Origin of the sequence: Bacillus sp. B15-48, assembly GCF_016879755.1 — a bacterium.
GTDB lineage: Bacteria > Bacillota > Bacilli > Bacillales > Cytobacillaceae > Mesobacillus_B.
In genome coordinates, this window is the sequence record NZ_WOFU01000002.1 from 879,465 (window position 1) to 904,072 (window position 24,608).

At 38.0% G+C, this 24,608-nt stretch carries 26 protein-coding genes and 1 other annotated feature; of the genes, 4 read left to right on the forward strand and 22 right to left on the reverse strand.

Annotation, left to right across the window (positions count from 1 at the left end):
* Positions 1 to 65 precede the first annotated feature (65 nt).
* A complete protein-coding gene (gene trmB, locus GNT69_RS09915; protein WP_203554783.1) occupies positions 66 to 710 on the reverse strand; it encodes a tRNA (guanosine(46)-N7)-methyltransferase TrmB in 645 nt (214 codons plus the stop codon).
* Positions 711 to 860: 150 nt separating this feature from the next.
* Here trmB and GNT69_RS09920 point away from each other — a divergent pair, with 150 nt between their 5' ends.
* Complete coding sequence (locus tag GNT69_RS09920) at positions 861 to 1,139, forward strand: YtzH-like family protein (protein WP_203554784.1); 279 nt, start codon at positions 861 to 863, stop codon at positions 1,137 to 1,139.
* A gap of 4 nt (positions 1,140 to 1,143) precedes the next feature.
* Here the strand turns inward: GNT69_RS09920 and GNT69_RS09925 are convergent, their stop codons facing one another.
* The 6 genes from GNT69_RS09925 to pepV form a co-directional block, all read right to left on the reverse strand.
* On the reverse strand, positions 1,144 to 1,917 hold the full coding sequence (locus tag GNT69_RS09925; RefSeq protein WP_203554785.1) for a phosphotransferase family protein: 774 nt from the start codon (positions 1,915 to 1,917) through the stop codon (positions 1,144 to 1,146).
* A 203-nt stretch (positions 1,918 to 2,120) separates the two neighbouring features.
* Entirely contained in the window at positions 2,121 to 4,259 is a 2,139-nt protein-coding gene (gene pulA / locus GNT69_RS09930; RefSeq protein ID WP_203554911.1) for a type I pullulanase, read from the reverse strand.
* Positions 4,260 to 4,279: 20 nt separating this feature from the next.
* The gene (locus GNT69_RS09935) at positions 4,280 to 5,209 is read right to left on the reverse strand and encodes a diacylglycerol/lipid kinase family protein (protein ID WP_203554786.1); all 930 of its coding nucleotides are present in this window, start codon (positions 5,207 to 5,209) and stop codon (positions 4,280 to 4,282) included.
* An 89-nt stretch (positions 5,210 to 5,298) separates the two neighbouring features.
* Entirely contained in the window at positions 5,299 to 5,883 is a 585-nt protein-coding gene (gene thpR, locus GNT69_RS09940) for an RNA 2',3'-cyclic phosphodiesterase (RefSeq protein ID WP_203554787.1), read from the reverse strand.
* Between the two features lie 122 nt (positions 5,884 to 6,005).
* Entirely contained in the window at positions 6,006 to 6,860 is an 855-nt protein-coding gene (dat, locus tag GNT69_RS09945) for a D-amino-acid transaminase (protein WP_203554788.1), read from the reverse strand.
* A 15-nt stretch (positions 6,861 to 6,875) separates the two neighbouring features.
* The gene (gene pepV / locus GNT69_RS09950; RefSeq protein ID WP_203554789.1) at positions 6,876 to 8,300 is read right to left on the reverse strand and encodes a dipeptidase PepV; all 1,425 of its coding nucleotides are present in this window, start codon (positions 8,298 to 8,300) and stop codon (positions 6,876 to 6,878) included.
* A 449-nt stretch (positions 8,301 to 8,749) separates the two neighbouring features.
* On the opposite strand from pepV, the gene GNT69_RS09955 reads away from it, so the two are divergent.
* A complete protein-coding gene (locus GNT69_RS09955) occupies positions 8,750 to 8,971 on the forward strand; it encodes a DeoR family transcriptional regulator (RefSeq protein WP_203554790.1) in 222 nt (73 codons plus the stop codon).
* A gap of 115 nt (positions 8,972 to 9,086) precedes the next feature.
* On the opposite strand, the gene GNT69_RS09960 is transcribed toward GNT69_RS09955, so the two are convergent.
* Positions 9,087 to 9,809 carry a pseudouridine synthase gene (locus GNT69_RS09960; protein WP_203554791.1) on the reverse strand — a complete coding sequence of 241 codons (723 nt, stop codon included), beginning with the start codon at positions 9,807 to 9,809 and terminating at the stop codon, positions 9,087 to 9,089.
* 103 nt (positions 9,810 to 9,912) lie between these two features.
* On the opposite strand from GNT69_RS09960, the gene GNT69_RS09965 reads away from it, so the two are divergent.
* Positions 9,913 to 10,176, forward strand: a complete 264-nt coding sequence (locus GNT69_RS09965) for a hypothetical protein (protein ID WP_203554917.1) — start codon at positions 9,913 to 9,915, stop codon at positions 10,174 to 10,176.
* 68 nt (positions 10,177 to 10,244) lie between these two features.
* On the opposite strand, the gene GNT69_RS09970 is transcribed toward GNT69_RS09965, so the two are convergent.
* A complete protein-coding gene (locus GNT69_RS09970; RefSeq protein ID WP_203554792.1) occupies positions 10,245 to 11,867 on the reverse strand; it encodes a putative polysaccharide biosynthesis protein in 1,623 nt (540 codons plus the stop codon).
* A gap of 253 nt (positions 11,868 to 12,120) precedes the next feature.
* Between GNT69_RS09970 and GNT69_RS09975 the strand changes: the two genes are divergently transcribed.
* Positions 12,121 to 13,401: a BaiN/RdsA family NAD(P)/FAD-dependent oxidoreductase gene (locus GNT69_RS09975; RefSeq protein ID WP_203554793.1), complete on the forward strand. Its 1,281-nt coding sequence runs from the start codon at positions 12,121 to 12,123 to the stop codon at positions 13,399 to 13,401.
* Positions 13,402 to 13,522: 121 nt separating this feature from the next.
* On the opposite strand, the gene GNT69_RS09980 is transcribed toward GNT69_RS09975, so the two are convergent.
* From GNT69_RS09980 to GNT69_RS10040, 13 genes are all read right to left on the reverse strand, one after another.
* A complete protein-coding gene (locus tag GNT69_RS09980) occupies positions 13,523 to 14,806 on the reverse strand; it encodes an RNA-guided endonuclease InsQ/TnpB family protein (RefSeq protein ID WP_203554794.1) in 1,284 nt (427 codons plus the stop codon).
* Positions 14,807 to 15,036: 230 nt separating this feature from the next.
* Entirely contained in the window at positions 15,037 to 15,225 is a 189-nt protein-coding gene (locus tag GNT69_RS09985) for a sporulation protein Cse60 (protein WP_203554912.1), read from the reverse strand.
* A 277-nt stretch (positions 15,226 to 15,502) separates the two neighbouring features.
* On the reverse strand, positions 15,503 to 15,808 hold the full coding sequence (locus tag GNT69_RS09990; RefSeq protein WP_203554795.1) for a rhodanese-like domain-containing protein: 306 nt from the start codon (positions 15,806 to 15,808) through the stop codon (positions 15,503 to 15,505).
* A 146-nt stretch (positions 15,809 to 15,954) separates the two neighbouring features.
* Positions 15,955 to 18,375 carry a leucine--tRNA ligase gene (gene leuS / locus GNT69_RS09995; RefSeq protein WP_203554796.1) on the reverse strand — a complete coding sequence of 807 codons (2,421 nt, stop codon included), beginning with the start codon at positions 18,373 to 18,375 and terminating at the stop codon, positions 15,955 to 15,957.
* A 71-nt stretch (positions 18,376 to 18,446) separates the two neighbouring features.
* Positions 18,447 to 18,670: a binding site (T-box leader), on the reverse strand.
* 376 nt (positions 18,671 to 19,046) lie between these two features.
* Entirely contained in the window at positions 19,047 to 20,471 is a 1,425-nt protein-coding gene (locus GNT69_RS10000) for an ammonia-forming cytochrome c nitrite reductase subunit c552 (RefSeq protein ID WP_203554797.1), read from the reverse strand.
* The gene (locus GNT69_RS10005; RefSeq protein ID WP_203554798.1) at positions 20,464 to 21,000 is read right to left on the reverse strand and encodes a cytochrome c3 family protein; all 537 of its coding nucleotides are present in this window, start codon (positions 20,998 to 21,000) and stop codon (positions 20,464 to 20,466) included. Before GNT69_RS10005 ends, GNT69_RS10000 begins: the two co-directional genes overlap by 8 nt.
* A 64-nt stretch (positions 21,001 to 21,064) precedes the next feature.
* Positions 21,065 to 21,571 (reverse strand): TlpA family protein disulfide reductase, encoded by a 507-nt coding sequence (locus GNT69_RS10010; protein WP_203554799.1) that lies wholly within the window; start codon positions 21,569 to 21,571, stop codon positions 21,065 to 21,067.
* Between the two features lie 15 nt (positions 21,572 to 21,586).
* Complete coding sequence (locus GNT69_RS10015) at positions 21,587 to 21,718, reverse strand: CcmD family protein (RefSeq protein WP_203554800.1); 132 nt, start codon at positions 21,716 to 21,718, stop codon at positions 21,587 to 21,589.
* Between the two features lie 48 nt (positions 21,719 to 21,766).
* Positions 21,767 to 22,477: a cytochrome c biogenesis protein gene (locus GNT69_RS10020; RefSeq protein WP_203554801.1), complete on the reverse strand. Its 711-nt coding sequence runs from the start codon at positions 22,475 to 22,477 to the stop codon at positions 21,767 to 21,769.
* On the reverse strand, positions 22,477 to 23,160 hold the full coding sequence (locus tag GNT69_RS10025) for a heme exporter protein CcmB (protein WP_203554802.1): 684 nt from the start codon (positions 23,158 to 23,160) through the stop codon (positions 22,477 to 22,479). The genes GNT69_RS10020 and GNT69_RS10025 overlap by 1 nt, the downstream gene beginning before the upstream one ends.
* Complete coding sequence (gene ccmA / locus GNT69_RS10030) at positions 23,157 to 23,861, reverse strand: heme ABC exporter ATP-binding protein CcmA (RefSeq protein WP_203554803.1); 705 nt, start codon at positions 23,859 to 23,861, stop codon at positions 23,157 to 23,159. The genes GNT69_RS10025 and ccmA overlap by 4 nt, the downstream gene beginning before the upstream one ends.
* Positions 23,862 to 23,875: 14 nt before the next feature.
* Positions 23,876 to 24,223, reverse strand: coding sequence for a hypothetical protein (locus GNT69_RS10035; protein ID WP_203554804.1), 348 nt, complete (start codon positions 24,221 to 24,223; stop codon positions 23,876 to 23,878).
* Positions 24,224 to 24,229: 6 nt separating this feature from the next.
* Complete coding sequence (locus tag GNT69_RS10040) at positions 24,230 to 24,583, reverse strand: hypothetical protein (RefSeq protein WP_203554805.1); 354 nt, start codon at positions 24,581 to 24,583, stop codon at positions 24,230 to 24,232.
* Positions 24,584 to 24,608: the final 25 nt, after the last annotated feature.

The following is a 24,608-nucleotide window of genomic DNA, read 5'->3' on the forward strand; positions in this document are numbered from 1 at the left end:
TATTTTACTTTAAATTCAGAAAAATTAAAAATAAAAAACTTGCGGAATAACCACAAGTTTCCCCGTTATTTTGATTGAAATTGCACTTCGCATCGATAGATCCGATTTCCACGTGATGAAAATTTCTGTTCATATTCGGTCATCACATTTCCTTCAAACTCGCTGTTATGTAAGTCAAGACTTACATATTTCAAAAGCATCCCATATTGTGAAAAGCTCATTAATGAGTATTCAAATAATCCTTGATTATCCGTTTTAAAATGAACCTCACCATTCTTCACTAATATTTTCTCATATACAGACAAAAAGCTTTTAAAAGTTAAGCGGCGTTTTTCATGACGTGTTTTTGGCCATGGATCAGAAAAATTCAAATAAACACGTTCAACATCACTAGCAGAAAAATAATTCTCTAGTTCTTCAGCATTCACATTCATCAGCTTACAATTTGGCAAGTCCGCTTCAATTAGTCTGTCTAATGCTGACACAATGACACTTACTTGAAGTTCAATTCCTATATAATTAATATGAGGATTCGCTTTTGCCATTTCCGTAATAAAGCGCCCTTTCCCTGTGCCAATTTCAATATGGATCGGCTGTGCCACAGCAAACACTTTATCCCAGTGTCCACGATGCTGTTCTGGTTCAAGGATAACAAACTGTGGATATTCTAATAACTTATCTTTAGCCCAAGGCTTATTTCGTAATCTCATAACACACCTCTAATCATTCATTCTTTCAAAAGATATCATGGGTAACGGCTATTTTTCAAGTTAAACCTGCATAAAGAAAAAAGGAATCCACAAAATAAACGATGTGGATTCCTTTTTCCCCATTATTTTAAATATGAAAGGGTGAATGTTATGCCGCTTAGCTACCAAGACCAAGTTAATCTTTTAACAGATATTTTAAGCAATCAACAGACAGATTGTTGTGGATCAGTTTCCGAATGCGAACAAATGGAACGATTGGTAAAATCATTAATGGTTAACACAGAAATCGACCACCATGTTAAGCCAATCTTACAAGAAATCTATAATTACAGCCAACATGGAAAATATTCCTCTAATTTAGATGAGCATATTTTATCGAACCAAGAAAATATTACAAATTGGGTAGATGATATTGGACAATTTTCTTGATCAATCACATTGAATTTTCAAGAAAAACCACCCATCTATCCATTTCTGTTAGACGGTTCTTATGTTTATGCCAATTAATGGACATCAATATTTGTGCAAGCACATACCATTTCATGCGCAACCTTAAATTCTCTGTAAGCGGCAACCCGTAGAGATTGAGCCAGTCCTCCCATTTTTCTTCAGGTATATAAGAATAAAGGAGTAGACCCAGATCAATTGCAGGGTCTCCAATTAAAGCTCCATCCCAATCGATTAAGTACAACTGGTTGTTTTCCGTAAGCAACCAGTTGTTATGATTGACATCACAATGGCAAACAACCTTTTCTTCATAATCAATGTTTTTTAATTCTTTTGTTAAAAAATCCATCGCTCCCACAACACTTGGATGCCCGGATAGCCCTACGTCAATTTCTTCTTTAATAATATCCAGAATGGTTTCCGGCTGAATTGGTGTTTTTCCTAGTCTCGTAAGCATATTGAGTAGAGGCTTGGAACGGTGAATTTTGTTCAAGAGCTTAGCCACTCGGTTCTCTTCCATTTCCGTGGACTTTAGTTCTCGACCTGTTAACCACTGCTGAGCAGTAATAACATCTCCATTTTCTAATCTTTTTGTCCAAATAAGTTTCGGGACAATTCCTTCTGCAGATAAGACTGCAAGAAAAGGGGAAGAATTCCGTTTTAAAAACAGCCGCTGTTCCTCATACCGAGCAAAATAAGCGGTGCCTGTCGCTCCACCAGCAGGAATAATCTCCCATTCATGTCCTAATAAATCGTCCAAAGTTGTTCACCTTCAATATATGTCACTATCTATTCAAAAGCGAGAGATTTTGTTCATTTTCCAAATGAATGAAAAAAGACAGCTATTAAATGAGAGTACATCATAGCTATCTTAATAAATTTTATCTCCTATATGCTTTCCCCGTCAAGTCTACTTGTTTAATTTACTTCCCACTCTAGAATGTTTCTTTGGATTTATGCTGTTTATTTTACGACAATAAGCAAAGAACAGGGCATAATTTTTGCCTTTTGCCCCAAAAAACAATCGACTGGCAATGCAGAAGCTTGTTTATGATTCGCTAATACTGTCCATTTTGACTCTTCAGGGAGCTCAACCATTCTCTCAGTTGCCGTTGGATTAAAATAGACGATTATTTTATCCCATTCACCGTATTCCCGTACATTTGAGAGCATATATCCTATCATAGGCTGTGGCATAGATAAGAAGCTCATATGTTTACGAATTAAATTTGAGCTAGACAACCGAAAAGGTTTATAAGATTTTCTGATTGAAATAATTCCCTTTATATAGTTTACATTCTCAATGTAGCGGTCTCTCCGATCCCAATCCAACCAATTAATCTCATCTGAAGATTGATAACTATTGCCGATTCCGGCTTTTGTACGGAAAAACTCTTGCCCGCTATGAAGAAATGGAATGCCTTGAGAAAGGATGACCATTGATGTAGCTAACCGATGTCTTTTTTTGATATAATCTACTACATCGTATGAACTTAATTTATCCCATAAAGTATGATTATCATGACACTCAACATAGTTCACGCTTTGATGGGGCTCCGTAAATAAGCCACCTTTTCGTTTATTTATGCTGATACTCCCCGCAATCACTTGTTTAGCAGCCTCTGTTGTTCGTTCATTTCCTAATACGTAACCTTTGTCATATAAGTTAAAGGTACTCCCCTTAATTGTATCTCGGAACCAATCATTGAACTGACCAATTGAAGGGATTTTTTGTTGGTTTCTAATACTTGCTTTCTCACTAATAGGAATTGGCGTATTTAAATCCCAACCCTCACCGATAATAATCGCAGAAGGATTAATTTCATAAACGATATCGCTAATCTTTTGCATTGTTTCGATATCCAATATCCCCATTAAATCAAAACGTAGTCCATCTATTTGATATTCCTTCATCCAGTATTCAACTGAATCAAGAATAAACTTTCTTGCCATTAATCGCTCGGATGCAAAATCATTTCCAACTCCAGTTCCATTTGAAGGGAAACCATGTTCATCATGGCGAAAATAGTAACCGGGTACCAATTGTTCAAATGGAGACTCTTCCCTTATATAAACGTGATTATATACAACATCCATTATTACCCTAAGTCCTTCGGAATGAATGGTTTCAATCAATTTTTTTAGTTCAGTAATTCTTTTATACGGATCACGAGGATTTGTTGAATAGCTACCCTCAGGCACATTATAATGGATTGGATTATAGCCCCAATTATAAGCCAATGAAGGGGCCAATTCATCTACTCCTGCAAAGTCATTAAACGGGAGAAACTCAATATGTGTCACTCCTAAGTCTTTTATATAGGATAAGCCCGTGACTTCACCTGAGCGGCTTACCGTCCCAAGCTCTGAGGCACCTAAATAAGTCCCTTTCTTTTTTACACCGCTGTGTGGATGGATCGTTAAATCACGAATATGAGTTTCGTAAATAATCGCATCACAAGGATTTGAAATGGATGGAAGATTCACTTTCGCCATTTTCGTTTTCTCTAGGTCAATAACCACTCCTGCTTTGCCGTTCTCTGAAACAGCACGAGCATACGGATCCACGGCCTCACGCCATTCGAGATTAATTCTCGCAAGAAAAAAGTATCGTGACCCTTCAACACTGCGATCTAACTCAATAGACCAGACCCCTTTTTCCTGACGTTGCATTGTCCACACATTCTCTTTTTCCCGTTTATTTATTAGCTTCAATTTTACATTTGTTGCGGTTGGAGCCCACACTTTAAAGATAATCTTGTTCTCTAAAACCGTCATGCCCAAGTCTTTTCCTTCATAAAAGAACTTTTCATCAAATTCCTGAGTCCTTATCACCGCTCCTATTTGTAGATCTGTTTTTCCGTCATATTGATCATGTATATAGTAAATTTCCCCAATCGCTAACTTAAATGGTGCAAAACAAATATATTTTACAAACTGTGGATGTTTATGAACATCCTCTATAGTCAAAGGGGTTTTATTTTCATCACTCGCTAAATAAAAGGAACTTGAATTTCCGCCATGATAAGAATAAGGAAGTAAGATTGTAATCATTTGTAATTGATCCAAATAAGCGTGAAAATGACGTTCAATACTCAAGATCACTTCACCTCCCTGATGATTTATGCACCAGCTATAATAGTAAGGGACTTTTCACAAACTTGGACCTGTACAGGGGTAGTACCAATTACTTCTCCATCTGCATGGATAGGAAATGGATGGTCTGATTGAATCGAAACATTCCTCCCTGTATAAGTGTTGACCTCTTTAAACTTACGATGTCCTCCCCAAAATACGGTAATAAAAACAAATAGCAACTTCCATTTAGATAAATTATGGACAACTGTAATGTTTAATAATCCATCTGTTGGGTTTGCATCAGGAGCAATTTTCATGCCACCACCGTAATAAACCTGATTTGAAACGGTAATGAACCAAACGTTCCTAAATTCGTATTCGAGACCATCAATCGACAAAACCATATCCACACAAATATGCTGAAAGAGCTTTTTAATTAAGATCGTTACATAAGCAAGACTCCCTAGCGAAAATAGGTTCAGCTTTGCCTTCAGCTTTGATTGATTTGCTTCTTCGCATATCGCAGCATCAAATCCTGCCCCCATACTATTGACAAAATAAATGTCTTTTCCTTCACGATTATGAACTTTCCCAACATCAATTTTTTTTACGAACGGTTGGTCGAAAATTAAATTTAGTGCAGCTTTTATTTCCTTCGGGATATGAAACCCTCGCGCATAGTCATTTCCAGATCCACCAGGAATAAAAGCGATTGACACATTCTCTTTTCCAACGGAACCATTGACGATTTCGTGAATCGTTCCGTCTCCTCCGATTCCAATAATTAAACAGGGTGTCTCACCTATTTCTTTTACTATAGATTCAACTAATTTTGTTGCATGACCCGAATATTCAGTATAAAAAGCATGATAACTTACATTCTCTTTTTTTAATTGTTTTTCAACCTTGCCCCAAATCTTCCGGCACTGGCCATTTTTTGCCTGTCGGTTGACGATAAAATAAACCTGCTTCATTGACATCCGCCTTTGTAATCACTTTCATATTTATTTATATTAATGGGAGGGAGCGAATAATTACAGATTACTTTTTTAAAATAAATCCATTAATCATTCGTTAAATCAAAAATCTTAATTGCTTCATATTTAGGTTCTTTCCCTATATTCGTCTTGTACAAAACAATATTTTTCACTTGAAATCGAATAGGGTGCTCTAAAAACGGATTCAACTCATCAAGACGTTCTTTCGAGAATGGGAATTCACCTATCCATTTTCTCGCTAAAGTAATATGAGGATGAAAGGCCCTAGTCTCTAACTCAAATCCCGCTAAATGACAAGCTCGAAATACCTTCTTTCTGTTTTCTGCTAATTCCTGCTGTTCAGCGATTCCTGCCCAAAAAATTCTTGGTGAATCTATTTTCCCAAAAACGCCTAAATGATCAATTGATAATGTAAAAGCTGGGATTGGCAATTGATCTTTGACATTACGTATCGAGGCTGCTAGCTTTTCTTCAGATGCAGCACCAAGAAACGCCAAGGTCAGATGAAGATCCTGATTATGAACCCAACGTTTAAAAGGGCATGATTCTTGTACTTTTTGATTCATTTTATGTAATTTAGTTTTTATTTCATCTGGGATAGCAACAGCATAAAAATAATGAGATTGAGACTTTTGAACTTGTTGAGACATATTGTTCTCCCTTCTATTACGTCATTAGTTTAACGTATCATCCGTTTTTAAAATGATAATTCCTTGGTTCAGTATTCGTAAAAAAAAGAGGAACTGCTCGTGAGCAACCCCTCTAAAATTGATTATAAGCTTCCACATTGAGCCTCAATTTCTAATTTAAACCACTCTTGTAATTTTCTTGTCAATTGACCAGGTTGGCCATCGCCTACTTGTTTTCCATCGATTTCAACGATAGGCATCACTTCCACTGTTGTTCCCGTCAAAAACACTTCGTCCGCTTTTAATAATTCATCAACAGTAAAAGTTTCCTCAATCACAGAGATACCTTCACGTTCACAAATAGCGAGCATTACTTTTCTGGATATTCCATTCAAAATAAATTGATTGGCTGGATGTGTTTGAACTTTGCCACCCTTAACAATTGAAATATTTGAGTGACTTCCTTCTGTCACCAACCCATCACGATGTAATACTGCTTCATCACAGCCAGCTTCAGCGGCTTTTTGATTCGCGAGCAAATTCCCAAGCAAATTTAAGCTTTTTATATCACAACGAAGCCAACGAATGTCTTCGGTAATGATTGCTTTGACACCTTGTAACATCTTTTCTTCTGGACGTCCCGCTTCTCTCGTATAAGCAACAAATGTTGTTTTTACATTCTCAGGGGGAAATGGATGTTTACGCGGAGAAATTCCTCTGGTAAATTGTAAATACACCGTGCCCAATGTTAACTTATTTTTATCAATCAGTTGGACGAGCTGGTCCTTCAATTGTTCCACTGGAAACGGAATTTGCATGCCAATACTAGCAGCACTTTTTTCTAAACGCTGTAAATGTTCATCACCTGTAAAGAGTTTCCCGTTATAGACTCGAACCACTTCGTAAACTCCATCACCAAACTGATAACCTCGGTCCTCAATATCAATGGTTGCCTGTTCCCTTTTAATCAATTCCCCGTTTAAAATGACAAATGACATCCTCTTCTTCTCCTCCTAGTCTATATTCCCTGCAAGCTCATAAATTGCTTGTGCATAGATAGCCGTTGCCTTGAGCATATCTTCAATAACCATGTATTCATCCTTTTGGTGGGCTATGTCTGGACTTCCTGGGAATAACGGTCCAAATGCAACCCCAGATTTTAACGAGCGAGCATATGTACCGCCACCAATTGACAGCAATGTTGCTGGTTCTCCTGTTTGCTCTTCATATACTTTTTTCAGTTTTTGAATCAGAAACTCATTTTCATCTACATGATGAGGTTTTGAATTGGAAAAGTTCCCAACAGTAAATCCTGCCTTTGTCAAAAGTTTCTTCAATCGGTCTAAGACATTTTCGAAGTCCATTGTCACTGGATATCTCAAATTGATTCCTAATTTTCCACCTGCTTGTTTCGTATATTCCAGTTTGCCAACATTGATGGTTAAATCTCCTGTAATATCATCGGAATAGGCAATATTAAAAGCTTGTCCACGAGACTCTTGGCCTAAATAACTTGAAACAAACTTAAAATATTTCTGCGCATTTTCATCTAACTTCAAACCGGCAAGAAAATTGGCCATGAATAACCCAGCATTTTTCCCATTATCCGGTTCCATTCCATGAGCAGAAACTCCATGAAGGTTCAAGATAAGAATCCCTTGATCCACATGACAATTCCCTTCAAGCTTGTACTTCTTTTTAAATTCCTTATATTGCTGGACAATCACCGTCTGAATCGTTGGCACATATAGGGAAGCTGTGGCAAAGTCAGGGACCATGTTGTATCTTCTCCCAGATGAAAATTCGAGAACTTCCACATCCCCATTTGCTTCTCTGTCCAGTCCGGTTTTCATGAGGATTTCAAAATCGGAAATTCCTTTTTCCGCATAGATAATTGGGAAATCAGCATCAGGTGCAAAACCCATTTGTGGCATTTCTTCATGTTTAAAATAATGTTCAACACAACGCCAATCGCTTTCTTCATCTGTACCAATGATCATTCTGACCCTTCTTTTTAGCGGAAGGCCTAGCTCTTTGACGATTTTCATCGCATAAAAAGCAGCCATAGTCGGTCCTTTGTCATCAATTGCTCCACGGGCAAAAATTTTCCCATCACGAATTTCTGCTCCAAATGGGTCGCTCGTCCAACCGTCGCCTTCAGGGACAACATCTACATGACATAAAATCCCGACAATTTCCTCCCCTTCGCCAAATTCTAGATGGCCAGCTACATTTCCAATATTTTTTGCGATAAATCCTTCCTTCTCACCCAATGTAAGCATAAATTGCAACGCTTGCTTGACTCCGGAGCCCAGTGGAGCCTCAGGTGTAGCCCTCTCTTCATCAAGAACACTTTTGATCTTTAATAATTGCTGAGTCTCACTAATCAAACTTGCCTTTCGTTTTTCTACTTCCTCTGACCAGTGTATCGGTTCCATCGTAATTCCTCCAAGTTATGTAATCGTTCAAATCGTCCATTAAAAAGGAGAAGTTCTTTTTGTTAATTATTTTTATTTTACCTTATCTTTCCGCCACTTTCTCTATTTCTACCGGTTTTATTTATATTACATATTTCTGAATTTTCAACTTTCGAGTAATAATCAGTCTATAGAGCGTCATATAGTAGGATAACGTTTAATTAAGGAGGGAAAGACGAACATTTATTGTTAAAAAAAGATTAATATTTTGTAAATTTATGCACTTGAGTGGAAATTTATTGTTATTAAGGGTACAATAGTTTAAAGAGAATAAGTACAACCTGCTAATAACGGTACCTAAAAAGGAGTTGGCTGGAAAAGAAAAATTACATAAGTCTAAGATTCATCTTCAATGAGCTGTTGGTTGTAGAATTATGTCAATGGTTTAATTTAGGATAGGGAGTGGTTGTTTGAAACCTTCAACTAACCGGAAGATAAACCGAATCAAATCCATTTACATGTTCATTCATCAGAATGGAACTGTAACAACCCAGGATCTTGTAGAGGAATTTGGCATTACACCAAGGACCATACAGCGGGATTTAAATGTCCTGGCATATAACGACTTAGTAATGAGCCCCAGCCGTGGTAAATGGACAATAACACAAAAAAAGGTGAAAATGACTTCATAGAACGAAAGCAAAAGCTACTAGAGTGATTTTTTAAAACTCTACAGAACCGGCCGATGCCTTATCCGGTTCTATTTTTATGCGGCTTTTCAATTGTTAAAATATCTTTTACAGTTCATCATTTCGCCCCATAGTCATTCATTAATTTGTCCACTTCTTCATTTGTCAACTCGCGGTATTCCCCAAGTTCAAGTGCTTCATCTAATATGAGCGAACCCATTTTAATCCTTTTCAAATAAATAACTCGTTTTCCTACAGACTGGAACATTCTTTTCACTTGATGAAATTTCCCTTCTGTTATTGTTAATTCAATGTCAGAACGAATTCCCGATTTAAGAATATTTAATTCCCCCGGTTGCGTATGATAGCCATCATCAAGAATAACCCCTTGTTTAAAAGCTTGAACATCCTCATTTGTTACGACACCATCAATCACAGCAAAGTAGGTTTTCGGTACATGCTTTTTTGGAGAAAGCAATCGGTGAGCAAGTTGCCCGTCATTTGTAATTAGCAGCAATCCCTCTGTATCTTTATCCAGTCTTCCAACAGGGAAAGGCTCAAATATGGAGTCTTCGATTTCGAGCAAATCAATCACTGTTTCTTCATAATTATCCTCCGTTGCGGAGATAACTCCAGGTGGTTTGTTCATCATCAAATAAATGAATTCGCGATAATGGACCTCTTCACCGTGAACGGTTACCTTATCATATTCGACATTAATATGATGGCCTGAATCTTTTACAATCTCACCATTTACTTTAATTGAACCATTTTTTAAAATTTTTTTTACCTCTTTACGACTACCAAATCCTAAGTTTGATAGTAATTTATCAATTCTCACTAACAATCACTCCAATATTTATAGGCAATCGCCCACCCCTTTTTACCTTCTCCACATAAACTATTATCATGCTTGAACTGTTAATTTTGAGGAGGAGATAAGAATGATGGACTATCGTCAACAAGGTCAAACACAATTTTTTCCTGGTGGATTCCCAGGAACTGGTGCCCCAGGAACAGGGTTCCCAGGAACTGGTTTCCCGGGTACTGGTTTTCCAGGCACTGGATTCCCTGGAGGACCTCCGTGGGATGGCAACATCAGTAGAAGATTAGATCGTCTAGAGCGTCAATTTATGCAGTTAGACCGCCGTGTCGATAGAATTGAACGTCGCCTAGGCTTCTTCCGCCCTGAATATGAATCTTATTAAAAATACAGATTCCTAAAAAACTTAGAAAATGGTCCTCGCTTATATAATGAGCAGGACCATTTTTTTCCCTAAATTCGGAGACGAAGTTTTCTTTTAATTTTAGTTACTTTGTCACCGAACAAACGGTCAATTAATTTTGAGCGGAAGCCGAGATAAAAGTAAATTCCACAGCCAACTAGGGCACAAACAACTACAATGATCATCGAGCTGAATTTTTCACCTGGCGATAAAAATAAAGTCAGCCCCTCATAAACAGCAAGTGTACCAATCCCCATGACCCCTGAGAAAATGAAAATCAAGAATACTCTTCTCAATGCAAACTTAAACGAATATTGAGCAAATTTATGAATCACAATTAAGTTAATGATAATTGCTGCCGTATATCCAAGTGCAGTTGCGACTACAGCTCCCTTTGTTTCTAGCATTTTTATCAGCGGGATATTAAGGCTGAGCTTTACAAGCAATCCCGTAAGCAAACTCAAAATCGTAAAACGCTGCTCATTTATTCCTTGTAATACAGCAGCAGTAACAGAAAATAATGCAAACAGAATAGCAACTGGCGCATACAATCTTAAAATTTCTGTCCCCAATTCCTTTTGTTCGTAAAAAATAGTATAAGCTGGTTCAGCTAAAATCGATAGCCCAATCGTTGCTGGAACGGTTAAATACAGCAAAACTTGAAACGTTTGATCCAACTGTAACTTTAAACTTTGACGGTTATTTTCTATAAAGGCAGTCGTAATCGTTGGTACTAGCGTCAAAGAAAATGCTGTTGCCAATGAGACAGGGATAATTACGAGCTTATGCGTTTGAAAGTTTAAAATACCAAAGGCAGTTGTTGCCTGAGCTCCTAACCCAATTGCAGTCATGGCCCTTTCAAATGTAATTTGGTCAATAAATTGGAAAAGCGGATTTGCGATTCCAACAAAAACAAAAGGAGCTGCGTAAATTAAGATTTCCTTATAAATATCTTTTAGAGATATATCCATTGTTCGTTTATCATGTTTTAAAAGCTGATCTAAGTGTGGCTTCCGTTTAAACCAATACCAACCTAACACAAATAGGCTGCCTAGCGCGCCAATAAAAGCAGCGAAAGTCGCTACACTTACCGCTGTAACGAGTGTCCCATTCATTATGTTCAATACAATATACGCCCCAGCAAGCAAGAAAACGATCCGGACAATTTGTTCAACCACCTGGGAAACCGCTGATGGTCCCATTGACTGATGCCCCTGGAAAAATCCACGGATTAAACTCATGAAAGGAACGACGATTAATGCAAAGGAAACAGCTCGAATCACCGTTGTTACATCTTCTTGACTAACGGTTGGATTTTCGTCTCCTGAGCTAAGAGTAATGTCAGCTAAAATCGGGGCCGTCATATACATAACGAGAAATGAGACAATACCAGTGATCATCATCACGATCATCCCCGATTTAAACAACTTTCTGCCGACTGCATACTCTTCAAGAGCATTATATTTTGAAATAAACTTAGAAACCGCAAGTGGCACACCCGCAGTCGCAATGCTAATAAAAATCGTGTAAGAAATATAAGAGTAAGAATACAAAGCCGTCCCGTCATCCCCAACAATGGCATAGAACGGAATCACATAAAACAACCCAAGTATCTTTGAAATAATCGTGCCGAGGGTTAATATAAACGTCCCTCTCAAAAGCTTAGATGACATACAATCCCTTCCTACTAACGAAAAGCGTAGCTAATCACCGCACTCTTCTGCAAAATAACTTCCGATAAAGCCTAGTTGTGCAAAAGTTAATTTTATCATAATCAACCTGTGTTACTATATTTTTATCTTTTCACATTTATTTAGTTTACCTCTTCTTGGCATTCCACGCCACTTTTACTAATCCGTTTCGTTTAACTTAAAGATGGAAATGTTTTATAATGAAAGAATTATTTCGGATAGGATGATTATGCAGATGAAAAGAAATTATGATTGTATTGTTATCGGCGGCGGACCTTCAGGTTTAATGGCTGCAATTGCAGCTGGTGAAAAAGACGCGCGTGTTTTATTAATAGATAAAGGAAATAAGCTGGGAAGAAAGCTAGCTATTTCTGGAGGTGGGCGTTGCAACGTAACAAACAGACTGCCCGTCGATGAAATTATTAAGCATATTCCTGGAAATGGACGCTTTTTATACAGTGCTTTTTCCCTTTTTAACAATGAAGACATTATTGATTACTTTGAGAAGCTTGGGATTAAGCTTAAAGAAGAGGACCATGGGCGAATGTTTCCGGTTTCTGATAAAGCACAAACTGTTGTTGATGCGCTTTTAAGAAAACTGGAAGAATTAAACGTCGATATCAAATTAAATTGCCCTGTTCATAATGTCCACTACGAAAATGGCAAGGTTGCATCTGTTGAACTTACGAATCGCCAAATACTGACTACTCACAGTATCGTTATTGCTGTTGGTGGAAAATCCGTCCCTCATACAGGTTCAACTGGCGATGGCTATGCTTGGGCAGAAAAAGCTGGGCATACGATTACGGAACTTTTTCCGACTGAGGTTCCTCTTCTTTCAGATGAACCATTTATTAAAAATAAAACATTACAAGGATTGTCATTACGCAACGTTCGGTTAAGCGTGCTTAATCCAAAAGGAAAGCCTTTAGTTTCACATCAAATGGACATGATTTTTACCCATTTTGGTATTAGCGGACCAGCTGTCCTACGCTGCAGTCAGTTTGTTGTTAAAGCGATGAAGAAATGGAATATAAACAAAGTGACCATGAATTTAGATGCATGTCCAGGTTATAAAGATGAGCAATTATTCCAAGAAATCCATCAGTTAATGAAAAGTGAACCGAAAAAGGCGATAAAAAATGTGTTAAAAGGATTTCTCCCTGAAAGATATTTATTGTTTTTACTCGAACAAAACGAGATCGATCCTAGCATGCAATCTGGCCAAATTTCACAGGAGAAAATCCGCAGCTTTGTTACTAGCTGCAAAAATTTCAAATTCGATGTAAATGGAACCCAACCGTTAGATAAGGCATTTGTTACTGGTGGGGGGGTTTCGGTAAAAGAGATTGAACCGCAAACGATGGCTTCAAAGCGAATGGGCGGCCTTTATTTCTGTGGAGAAATTCTCGATATTCATGGGTATACAGGGGGATATAATATCACCTCTGCACTTGTGACTGGGAGGCTGGCCGGAATGAATGCAGCAGAGAAACCGTCAACAACCCATGACTAAAGTCACGGGCTTGTAAGGTCTTACGACCTTTAGAATTTACAGCGGACAACAAGACTAGTGTCCTGCCCTTCAAACCACGCTAGAGGTACTGTTTGGGCTCCAAGCAACCCGCTTGTCTTATTTAAGCCACAACTACTTGTGGCAGAATTTTTTCTTTAGTATAACGTTCTCCATAGTGTTTTAGGTTGAACGCCGAATTAATATCTCGGTCATGATGTGTGCCACAAGAAGGACAATCCCATTCACGAATATCTACATTTCCTTTTAGTGCAGTATTCTTATGACCGCAAGTTGAACATAATTGTGTTGACGCAAAATCTTTCGCTGCTTTGACAAAGTATTTTCCTCGTTGTTTTAGTTTGTATTTTAGATACAGACGGAAATTACCAAAACCATTATCTTGCTGGTTTTTGGCATAATACTTGTTTTGTCCAATAGCACGAAGGTCTAGATCCTCTACTACAATCATGTCATAACGATTCGCAAGAGCATAGGATTTCTTGTGAAGCCAATCTTTTCGCTGGTTTGCTACTTTGGCTGTCAGCCTTGAAACGACAAGTCGTTGTTTTTCCCAACGATTAGAGCCTTTTACTCTGCGTGATAACACGCGTTGTTCTTTCGCTAGACGTTCTTCCATTTCTCGATAATATTGAGGATAATTGGCTTTCTTACCCTCATTGTCTATGAAAAAATGAGATTGAGAATAATCTAGTCCTAGAATACGAGTAGGTGTACCAATGCTTGCGATTTCCATTGGAAATTCAACACAAATAGACACGTCAAATTGCCCTTTCGTGTTCATAGTAACCGTTACATTCTTAATTTTACTGCCTTGTGGTAATGGTCTATGTGTGTTTAGATTTAACCCAACTACTTTCACAGAAGACTTTTGTGCAGTTGGAAGATATAATACTTCATCTTTAATGTAGATATTTCCGTTTTGATTGAATGTAGTATAGCTGGCTTTGCTATCCTTACGAGAATGGAACTTTGGTATTCCTTTTAAATCACGAAATGTCGGTTCTATCCCTAGTGTCTTCTGACGTTTTAAGGCAGATTTCTTGTATTGTTTCTTACATGCAATCTTGTTAAAGGCGGTTATCGCCTTGTTGAAGTGTTGCTTTGCTTCGTTAGAGGCGAATGCGTCTACAAGATATAAGTAAGCCACATTATCATTTACACATTGTTTTTTGAATTCAGATACAGTCGGCATACCCATCTTCTTTAAAGAAGGTAATGGATCGCCAATTTGATAGTTACTCTTTTCCAAATAATCATATAGGTGGGCAACATGTAGGTTATACATTTTTCTGTCTGCACCAAAACACTGTCGTAAATAAGTTTCTACTTCTTGAGAAATAGGGGTAGCGCGATACACATAGCCACGGTTTACTAATTCAAGCATTGGTTTCACCACACTTTCACTCTATTCCGACTCGGAACGTATGTTCCGAATTCACATATAATATACCACAAGGGTATTATTTATATCTAGTAGAAAGTAGGTATATTAAAAATATTTTTTTGATTCTACGAATCAAACGGCAATTCATCACACGACTAAAGTCGCGTGGGTTCTTGCCGAACTTCTAAAATTTATTATGTATGATTAAGAGCTTGGCTGGATTATTGCAGTCAAGCTCGGTAAATGACCATCGCACTGAAACAGTAGATTTGATCGTCCTCATCTTCTTCCTCATGAATTGCCGCAACATTATACTTAATGTCGATTAATTTATCCTCATCGATCTGCCTTAAAAAACGATTCATATCAACTTCGAGATCTTTTTCATGCTCATGATCGAATAATTTAACTTGAATCACAGTGTTCACCCTCTTTCTCCTTGTCATTATTGACTGTTTTTTCATTTTTTATAATTTTCGTAAAAAAATAGTCAATCTTCCCAATAAAGAAAACTCGCCGATTGGCGAGCCTAAAGGCGAAGACAGAGGCGAAGACAGAGGCGAAGACAGAGGCGAAGACAGAGGCGTAGTTGCACTTATGCGTTAGGAAAGTATTAATTTGAAAAATTTATACTTTCCTATTAGCTAAAAAAAGCTGAATATCCTAGAGATACCAGCCATTCAATCGTGTCTTCTTTTATTTCGTTTCACCTTTCCACTCCAACATTCCGCCAACCATATTTCTTACCTTGTATCCTTGTTCGTTTAGATACTGACAAACATGTCCACTGCGATTACCTGATCGGCAAATAAAAATATATTCTTTTTCCTTATCAAAATAATCAAGGTTCTCAGGTATCGTTCCCATCCGAATATGCTTTGCATCTGGAATCTTCCCCGCGGCGACCTCTTCATCTTCTCGTACATCAACTAGTTCAAGCTTTTCTCCAGCCTCAATTTTTTTTTGAAGCTCGTCTGTTGTGATTGTTTCAATGTGTTCCATTGAACCCACCCCTTCGGTTTTTTATGTTCATTGTATTATACTATAATTAAGATTAAAAGCATTTAAACCTACTAAAGCAACATAAAAACATCCATCCCCTCGAGCGGGGATGGATGATCCAATTTTCCTTATTCGATTGTAAACACTTAGTTGGCAACAATATTTACTAATTTTCCCGGTACAGCAATAACTTTCCGTATCGTTTTTCCATCGATTTGTTCTTTAACCGACTGAGCATCCATCGCGATCTGTTCAAGCGTTTCGCGATTCGCATCAGCTGGTACTTTTAATTTCGCTTTAATTTTCCCATTTACTTGAATGACTATTTCGATTTCATCATCAACTAACTTCGCCTCATCGTATGCTGGCCAAGCTGCATAACTAATGGATTCTTGATGACCAAGCTTCTGCCATAGTTCTTCACTTATATGCGGACAAATTGGCGCTAACATTTTTACGAAACCTTCCACATAACTTTTTGGAAGTACATTTACTTTGTATCCTTCATTAATAAATACCATCAATTGCGAGATTGCTGTGTTAAAGCGAAGCCCTTCATAATCTTCAGTTACTTTTTTAACCGTCTGATGGTACACTTTCTCAAGTTCCGCTCCATCAGATCCCTCTTTGATTTTCTCATTTAATTTGCCATGATCATCAACGAATAGACGCCAAACACGATCAAGGAAGCGGCGGGAGCCATCTAAACCATTTGTAGACCACGCAATTGAAGCATCTAGTGGCCCCATAAACATTTCATATAACCGTAGCGTATCTGCACCGTGACTATCCACCACTGAATCAGGATTGACAACATTCCCTTTTGATTTACTCATTTTTTCATTGTTTTCTCCAAGAATCATTCCTTGGTTGAAAAGCTTTTGGAATGGTTCCTTCGTAGAGACAACGCCAATGTCATAAAGGAATTTATGCCAGAAACGGGCATATAAGAGGTGAAGTACAGCATGCTCAGCCCCACCAATATAAATATCGACAGGCAGCCACTTCTTAAGTTTTTCTTCATCTGCCAAAGCTTCTTCATTATTTGGGTCAATATACCTCAAGTAGTACCAGCAGCTTCCTGCCCATTGTGGCATCGTATTTGTTTCGCGGCGGCCTTTTTTCCCTGTTTCTGGATCAACAATATTGACCCAGTCCGCAATATTTGCAAGTGGTGATTCACCCGTACCTGAAGGCTTAATTTCTGTTGTTTTTGGTAAAATAAGTGGCAGTTGATCTTCAGGAACAGCTGACATTGTGCCATCTTTCCAATGAATGATTGGAATTGGTTCCCCCCAGTAACGCTGACGGCTGAATAACCAATCTCGCAGCCGATAGGTCACTTTCTTCGTACCAATCCCTTTTTCTTCGAGCCAAGAAATCATTTTGATAATGGCCTCTTCCTTAGTAAGACCATTTAAAAAGTCAGAATTGACATGTTCGCCATCCCCGGTATAAGCTTCTTCTGCAATATTGCCTCCCGCAACGACTTCTTTAATCTCCAATCCAAACTTTTTCGCAAATTCGTAGTCACGCTCGTCATGAGCCGGAACAGCCATAATTGCTCCTGTACCATAACTCATTAATACATAATCAGCGATCCATATTGGCATTTTTTCGCCATTTACAGGGTTCACCGCGTAAGCTCCAGTAAACACACCTGTTTTTTCTTTAGCAAGATCAGTACGCTCTAAATCACTCTTACTTTTAATCTCACCCAAATAACCATTTACATCGGCAAGTTGTTGAGCAGTTGTAATTTTTTCGACAAAAGGATGCTCGGGAGCAAGTACCGCATAAGTAGCACCAAATAACGTGTCTGGTCTAGTCGTAAATACTGTAAATGTCAGATCCTTATGACCATCAATTTCAAAAGTGACCTCTGCCCCTTCGGAACGCCCAATCCAATGGCGCTGCATTTCTTTAATGCTCTCAGGCCAATCTAGCTCCTCTAAATCTTCAAGCAAGCGATCTGCGTATGCTGTAATTTTTAACATCCATTGACGCATTGGACGTCGTTCAACTGGGTGACCACCACGTTCACTTTTCCCATCAATGACTTCTTCATTCGCTAAAACGGTACCTAAAGCGGGACACCAGTTGACGGCTACTTCATCAATATAGGCAAGTCCTTTTTCATATAATTTTAAAAAGATCCATTGGGTCCATTTATAATAGGAAGGATCTGTCGTATTTACTTCTCGATCCCAGTCATACGAAAAGCCAAGAGCTTTGATTTGACGGCGGAAATTATCAATATTTTGCTGAGTAAATTGCGCGGGATCATTCCCCGTATCTAGTGCATACTGCTCAGCAGGAAGACCAAATGCATCCCAGCCCATTGGATGAAGCACATTATACCCCTGCATTCTTTTCATTCTCGATAAAATATCTGTAGCAGTATATCCTTCTGGATGGCCTACGTGCAATCCAGCACCAGACGGATACGGAAACATATCAAGGGCGTAGAACTTTCTTTTCCCCTCATCTTCCGTTGTTTTAAACGTTTTATTTTCTTCCCAATGTTTTTGCCACTTTGTTTCAATTTCATGATGGCTGAAGCTCATCGTATTTACCTCCTGTTTTCTATTTCTAATTTAGTTCAGAGCTTTTCAAATAAAAAAACCCCCGTCCCTAAAAAAGGGACGAGAGTATATGTATAAATCTCCCGCGGTACCACCCACATTAGTGACAAGTCACTCACTTCATTCATCCTTAACGCGGAATACGGCCTACATTACTAAATGTTCGTGCAGGCGACTATAAGGCGAGTTCATGATGAGTCTAACTGACTCGCACCAACCGTCAGCTCTCTTTTGCTAGACTTCCCATCACTACTACTCCTTCATCAAACGTCTTTCAATATGAAAGTATAACTATTGTAAACAATTTACGCTTTAGATGCAAGAGGAGACAAATGATTATCACGAATACATTTTCGTTATCAAACCCATTCTCCCCAAAAATGAACTGCATTATACTATGTATAATGCTTCAGATTTGATATTAAAAAAGCTGACGAATGATTCAAAATTCCCGTCAGCGTTTGTAAGAAACTTGCAATGCAGAAACGCACAATCAAAATAATAAAAATTTACTGTTAATAATCTCACTTTTCCCCTAATTATACGCCTATCCTAATCTAACTTGACACGTGAAAGTCACCTCGATAAACTAAAGAAAACACTGCACAAATTACTATTTGCACAGTGTTTTCTATTACAACCATTTTATCTCTTTATTTTGGCTGCTGTGCTGGGAAATAATCATTAATCGCATGATCTTTCTTTTTAAAGTTATCGGTTTCCTCGTACACAGCCGTTTTTACTTTTTCGATTTCTCTATCTAGCTCTTCAATACTTACGCCTTTCTTAACTAACTCTTCAGTTGCAATTTTAATTGCGGCAAAGGACTCTTCTGATGATATTTTTAACGTATCCATCGCTCCTTGTGGATTATGGAACCCTGCTGCACTTTCAGCGGCAACGATATCCCAGAACCACTGCCCTTTTCGGATATGTTCCTGTGCTTCTTTAATTTTCGCTTCACTTACACCAGAAGTAATCATTTTATTCACATAATAATGCGAGCTAATCGAAATATCTTCTGCCTTATGCAATGCTTCCATATGTGTATCTTGAATATCCATTACTCGTTGTTCCAATTCATCGACATCACGGTTGCTATGACAAGTCAAACAAGATTGTTCCATCGTTTTCAGCGGCGATTGCCAATGATGGGAACTTATTTTCTTTTTCTTATCAACCCGTTCATATGGCATATGACAGTCGGCACAAGTCACACCTGCTTGTCCATGTGGCCCCATTATATGGGTTTCAAAATCAGGATGCTGTGCTTTCAAAATTGGTGTACCGGAAATATTATGAATCCAGTCTTGTTCAAAATTATTTTCCTTTGCGGTTGTTTCATAGTATTCATACATGTCTCCCGGCTTGAATCCGTTTTCCCACGGGAACGTTACTTCCCCATTATCAGCAGCAAAATAGTATTCAACATGGCACTGGCCACAAACAAAGTTACGCATGTCATTTTTCGTAGGATTCGACATATCGATTCCTTGTGATTCCATTGCCTTAGTAAAGCTTGGTCGAGTGATACGTAAATCCATCGTTTGCGGGTCATGACAGTCAGAACAACCAATCGGTGAATGTCCCATCGCTTCAGCTTTTGGCCATATTTCAGAGTTGAAATTTCCACCCCAATAATCATCGCCCATTTCCTCAATCATATGTGGAACGGCTGTTGATTTACACGTGAGGCAAGATCCAATTGAAGCATCTGTTATTCGCGCAATATCGCGAACATCTTCAAGGGCATAAATATGTCCCCTGTCTTCGTTATACTCTGTTGCAAATCCATATCCATTAAATAGAATTGGTAAGTAAGGTTCTTTATCATGATCAAACTTACTGCGTTTGACAGAACCACTATATTTCGTATCTTCCATTTCAGCATTTTTCATATAACTGTCATATTGAAGCGGAAATAAATCTTTAAACGCTTCATTGCTAATTTCATCGGCACTAAGTCCAGTTTGCGCTTCACTCGCACTCGTTCCTGCTTCTTCTGAACTTGAGCAGCCGGAAATGACAAATAAGACAGCTACGAAAAGCAACGCTATCCATTGGTAATTTCTAACCATTATCCCAATTTCCTCCCTTATTTTCTAAAAGCTCACCTGGTTTTGCAGGTTTGAAGTAATCATCATTTTTAAAGTCTTTGCCGTGTGGGACGGACTGGTGACAATCCGAACAATTGTCTTTTGCATCATGCGCGACATTTTGTAATGTACTTTGATGACAATCGATGCAGTTTTCGGTAATAATTCTCATCGAATTATCGGTCGCATGTAAAACTGCCGGAATTTTGTCTGCTCCAATTGTATTATAGTACACGTGGCCTAAACCAGCTTTCGCCTTTTCAGTGAATTTATTAACCACCGTATCATGCGGCAAGTGACAATCTGAACAAGCCAATTCGGCATGTGTAGAATCGACAAATGAATCATGAACGCTTGTCATAATATGACAGCTACTACAAAACTCAGGAGAGTCTGTATAAGCGAGACCTTTTACCGTCACAACGGACAAGATAATACCGGTGAAAACTCCAATAAATAATAATAATTTCTTATCAAGCGATAAGAATTTTTTTATTCCTCTTTTAAACATTCTTTTTCACCTCCCCCTGGCAAAAAATAAATCTATTAAAACACTAGATGTGTCTTAACCAAGGTTAGGATGAAGTTTTTTCTTCAATTAATTGAATTAGACGTGCCTTCGTTGTCGGCCCAGAGAACCTCTCAACAATTATGCCATCTTTATTAATGATAATTGTTTCAGGCTGCCCGATAACACTGTATTCTTTTGAAATCTTTTCTTGTGTATCTAAAAGATAAAGCAGCTGCGAACCCGTGTCGCTAATATATTTTTCGATTCTTTTCTTTGATTCACCTTTGGCAATAATAATTAACTGTGCATCCTCATATTCCAACCCAAACGCCTCAAGCTCTGGCGCTTCATCAATACAAGGCTGGCACCAAGTTGCAAAAAAGTTCAATACAACGGTCTGCCCTTTAAAATCAGACAATTGATAAGTATCGTCATGAATATCTGTTAATTCAAACTCGATTGCCGCATCCCCGGGATTAGCGGAGGCTCTTCCACTAAGACCATTTATCAGGAAACCGATAAACCCGATGGCAGTGATAAGGACAATTAACGGTACGATTTTCTTCCTCATCTTCATCACCTACTTTTATAATTCAGCTTTCCATTCCTCTAATTGACGAATTTCTTGTTCTAATTTCTTCTGTTTCCCACCTAAAACCACCATATAAATCGCAATTAATGCCCAAGTTACAGAGTATGCCATTAATAAATAAGTCATTTTTATTCCTCCTAAAGATTATTGTTTTTTGTATGGATTAAAATCTCTTTAACTAGCTAATTTATGAATTAATTTATTTTTAGCCTTCTTCACAGTTACCCTCATTTGCGAGATTTGTGCACCTTTACGCATAAGGAACACATAAAGAACGGTAATGGCAAAAAGACTAAACATTAGTGTTGCAAGCATTTCTGGTGCAATCCCACCCCCAGACTGATTGGCTCCCTCTCCGAACACAACTGGATGAAGTTTTGAATTCCACCAACGGATCGCCATAAATACAATCGGTACGTTTAGTGCACCTATGATCCCAAAAACGGATGAAAGTCTGGCAATCTTCTCCCATGAACCTTCCATATTTCGGATAAATAAATAGGCAATATAAATAAATAGAAGGATTAAAGTTGTTACTAATCTTGGTTCCCAGCTCCACCATGTATTCCAACTTGCTCTCCCCCAAATCATTCCTGAGAGAAGGGTAATTGTCGTAAATAACACACCAATTTCTGCTGATGCCCCAGCATAGATAAAATGATTCATTTTAGGTTTAATTAAAATGAGGATGCTATAAAATCCAACAACAAAAAATGCTAAGAAGGCAATCCATGCCGTTCCAACATGAATATAGAAGATTTTTTGAACTTCCCCCATCACTCGCTCTGTCGGTGACCATATAAAAATTAAGTACAACATAACTAAAAATGATGGAATAAGTGTGTACAATAATGCTTTATCGATTATGTTTGAACCTTTTATCATTATGAACCCTCCGTTATATATTCAAATAAGAGAAAACAAGCTGCCAAAAACAACAAATCGTAAGCAACCATTAATTGCAGCCAGGACATTGCATCTTGAATATGTTCGTTCTCAAGAATCAATCTTATCGCTTGAACTCCGGCAATAATAAGTGGGCTAATTAAAGGCAGCAATAAAACTGGTAAAAGCATCTCACTGTTATTTGCATTTGCCGCAAGTGCGGCTAGGAAAGTCCCAACGATAATAAATCCGAAAGTACCTGTGAATAGAATTAACGTGAACCATAGGTAAGAACCGGAAAATTGATAACCAAATAATAGAAATAAAAGCGGAACACTAATTATTTGAACAAGGGAAACAAGACTGAAATTAGCGATCACCTTACCAAGATAAATGCTGGAGGAGTCAATTGGAGCGGCCCTTAACCCTGTAAAACAATCATTTTCACGTTCAGAAGTAAACGAGCGATTTAACCCTAGAATTCCAGCAAATACAGTGATTAACCAAATCAGCCCCGGAATAACCGCTTTGATCATATTGTTCGTAGGATCAAATGCAAAGCTAAAGACAATAATGACTAGTGCTGAAAAGACGACCATCATCCCGATTGTCTGTTTTGACCTCAATTCACTCTTTAAATCTTTCCCGGCGATGGTGAAAGCATCAGTAATAATCGACTTCATGCTCCCAACACCACGTTTTCATACCAATTTTTCATTTCAAATAAATCCATTGACCCATTAAGATTAAGCTGATCAACAATTTTCCCTTTTTTTAATATCGCTATACGATCTGCTAGCGAGTGAACTTGCTCAAAATCATGTGAAATGATCAAAATTGAAGTCCCGTTTTTCTGTTTTTCTTTAATAATTGCGTTCAGCAAGGCGACTGCTTCAAGATCAAGGCCTGTATGCGGTTCATCGAGCATCAGGATTTTGGGGTCAGGCAGCAGCACCCTTGCAATCGCTAATCTTTGTATCATTCCTCGTGAAAAAGAATGGATTGAGAGATCACGAAAAAGGTGTAAGCCTACCTTTTTAAGTAATTCATTTGCCTTTTTATCAATGTCTGTTACTTTATACAACTTCCCATAAAATTGTAAGTTTTCAATTGGTGTCATATTGTTATATAGAAAAGACTCATGGCCCAGGAATCCAATTTTCTCCTTTATTGCTTGTGATTTTTTATTTACTACTTCCCCATCAAGAATGATTTCTCCACCGCTCGGCTGAAGTAAACCGACTGTACATTTGAAGAACGTACTCTTTCCAGCACCATTAGGCCCTACTACAGCCAATGTTTCTCCTTCTTTCAAAGAGAGAGTTACATTTTTTAAGATTAATTTTTCTCCAATCATCTTGTTTACATTTTTTAGTTCAAGCATGATTTCCAACTCTTTCATATTGTATATTGGCGTAATTCCTGCCTTGTTTGTTCAAGCAGTTTCTGAAACTCCGTTCGTTTCCTCTTATATTGATCTTCGGGAAGTTTATTTTGTTCATAGCTCACATCAAGCTCTACTATTTGCTGTTCAATGACTTGTCTTCTTGTAAGTAATTGTTTAAATACTTCTTCTTCGATATCAATTACATTTGAATTCGTACTCTTGCTTTTTTTATAAAAAAACAGTAGCAAGACGATAAGGGCAATAAATAATGTTAAATGTGGCTCTAGCTTGTTCAATCCTGGAGTTCCAAACCAAAACTTAATCAGCCACTCTGGATGATAGGCAGGCAGATGGTCCATCTATTTTCACCCTTTCTGCTTTCGAAGCTTTTGCAACTCACGGAGCAGTTCTAATTCTGCTTCCTCTGCGTCCGTATTTAAACGATCCTTTTTCAAATTGTTTTCTTGACTTAACAATTCAGTTGCTAGTAATTGATATTGCTGCTTTAATTGCAGAAAGTCTTGTTCATTCATCTTTTTCATTAAATAATCCATCTCAAGCTCATTAACTGCTCCATAAACCGATTCAAGTGTCAAATTTTCTTCCGCTTCTTCTTCAATCGACATTCCTGATTCATTAGTTGTAAAGAACGGGGAAACAATAAAATAAAAGCAAGTGAGTATAATCGCAGAACCTGCTAATAAATAAACGATATCCATCTAATCACTCCTTTCTAATCACAGC

What these genes read in the sequence shown, in the direction of transcription:
- GNT69_RS10010 (WP_203554799.1), bottom strand. Translation starts at nt 21,571, where the DNA reads ATGAGGAAGAAAATCGTACCGTTAATTGTCCTTATCACTGCCATCGGG.
- GNT69_RS10005 (WP_203554798.1), bottom strand. Translation starts at nt 21,000, where the DNA reads ATGTTTAAAAGAGGAATAAAAAAATTCTTATCGCTTGATAAGAAATTA.
- ccmA (WP_203554803.1), bottom strand. Translation starts at nt 23,861, where the DNA reads ATGCTTGAACTAAAAAATGTAAACAAGATGATTGGAGAAAAATTAATC.
- GNT69_RS10025 (WP_203554802.1), bottom strand. Translation starts at nt 23,160, where the DNA reads ATGAAGTCGATTATTACTGATGCTTTCACCATCGCCGGGAAAGATTTA.
- trmB (WP_203554783.1), bottom strand. Translation starts at nt 710, where the DNA reads ATGAGATTACGAAATAAGCCTTGGGCTAAAGATAAGTTATTAGAATAT.
- dat (WP_203554788.1), bottom strand. Translation starts at nt 6,860, where the DNA reads ATGTCATTTGTCATTTTAAACGGGGAATTGATTAAAAGGGAACAGGCA.
- GNT69_RS09980 (WP_203554794.1), bottom strand. Translation starts at nt 14,806, where the DNA reads ATGCTTGAATTAGTAAACCGTGGCTATGTGTATCGCGCTACCCCTATT.
- GNT69_RS09965 (WP_203554917.1), top strand. Translation starts at nt 9,913, where the DNA reads ATGATGGACTATCGTCAACAAGGTCAAACACAATTTTTTCCTGGTGGA.
- GNT69_RS10040 (WP_203554805.1), bottom strand. Translation starts at nt 24,583, where the DNA reads ATGGATATCGTTTATTTATTAGCAGGTTCTGCGATTATACTCACTTGC.
- GNT69_RS10035 (WP_203554804.1), bottom strand. Translation starts at nt 24,223, where the DNA reads ATGGACCATCTGCCTGCCTATCATCCAGAGTGGCTGATTAAGTTTTGG.
- pepV (WP_203554789.1), bottom strand. Translation starts at nt 8,300, where the DNA reads ATGGAACCGATACACTGGTCAGAGGAAGTAGAAAAACGAAAGGCAAGT.
- GNT69_RS10015 (WP_203554800.1), bottom strand. Translation starts at nt 21,718, where the DNA reads ATGACTTATTTATTAATGGCATACTCTGTAACTTGGGCATTAATTGCG.
- GNT69_RS10000 (WP_203554797.1), bottom strand. Translation starts at nt 20,471, where the DNA reads ATGGTTAGAAATTACCAATGGATAGCGTTGCTTTTCGTAGCTGTCTTA.
- GNT69_RS10020 (WP_203554801.1), bottom strand. Translation starts at nt 22,477, where the DNA reads ATGATAAAAGGTTCAAACATAATCGATAAAGCATTATTGTACACACTT.
- GNT69_RS09975 (WP_203554793.1), top strand. Translation starts at nt 12,121, where the DNA reads ATGAAAAGAAATTATGATTGTATTGTTATCGGCGGCGGACCTTCAGGT.
- thpR (WP_203554787.1), bottom strand. Translation starts at nt 5,883, where the DNA reads ATGTCTCAACAAGTTCAAAAGTCTCAATCTCATTATTTTTATGCTGTT.
- leuS (WP_203554796.1), bottom strand. Translation starts at nt 18,375, where the DNA reads ATGAGCTTCAGCCATCATGAAATTGAAACAAAGTGGCAAAAACATTGG.
- GNT69_RS09920 (WP_203554784.1), top strand. Translation starts at nt 861, where the DNA reads ATGCCGCTTAGCTACCAAGACCAAGTTAATCTTTTAACAGATATTTTA.
- GNT69_RS09935 (WP_203554786.1), bottom strand. Translation starts at nt 5,209, where the DNA reads ATGAAGCAGGTTTATTTTATCGTCAACCGACAGGCAAAAAATGGCCAG.
- GNT69_RS09970 (WP_203554792.1), bottom strand. Translation starts at nt 11,867, where the DNA reads ATGTCATCTAAGCTTTTGAGAGGGACGTTTATATTAACCCTCGGCACG.
- GNT69_RS09990 (WP_203554795.1), bottom strand. Translation starts at nt 15,808, where the DNA reads ATGGAACACATTGAAACAATCACAACAGACGAGCTTCAAAAAAAAATT.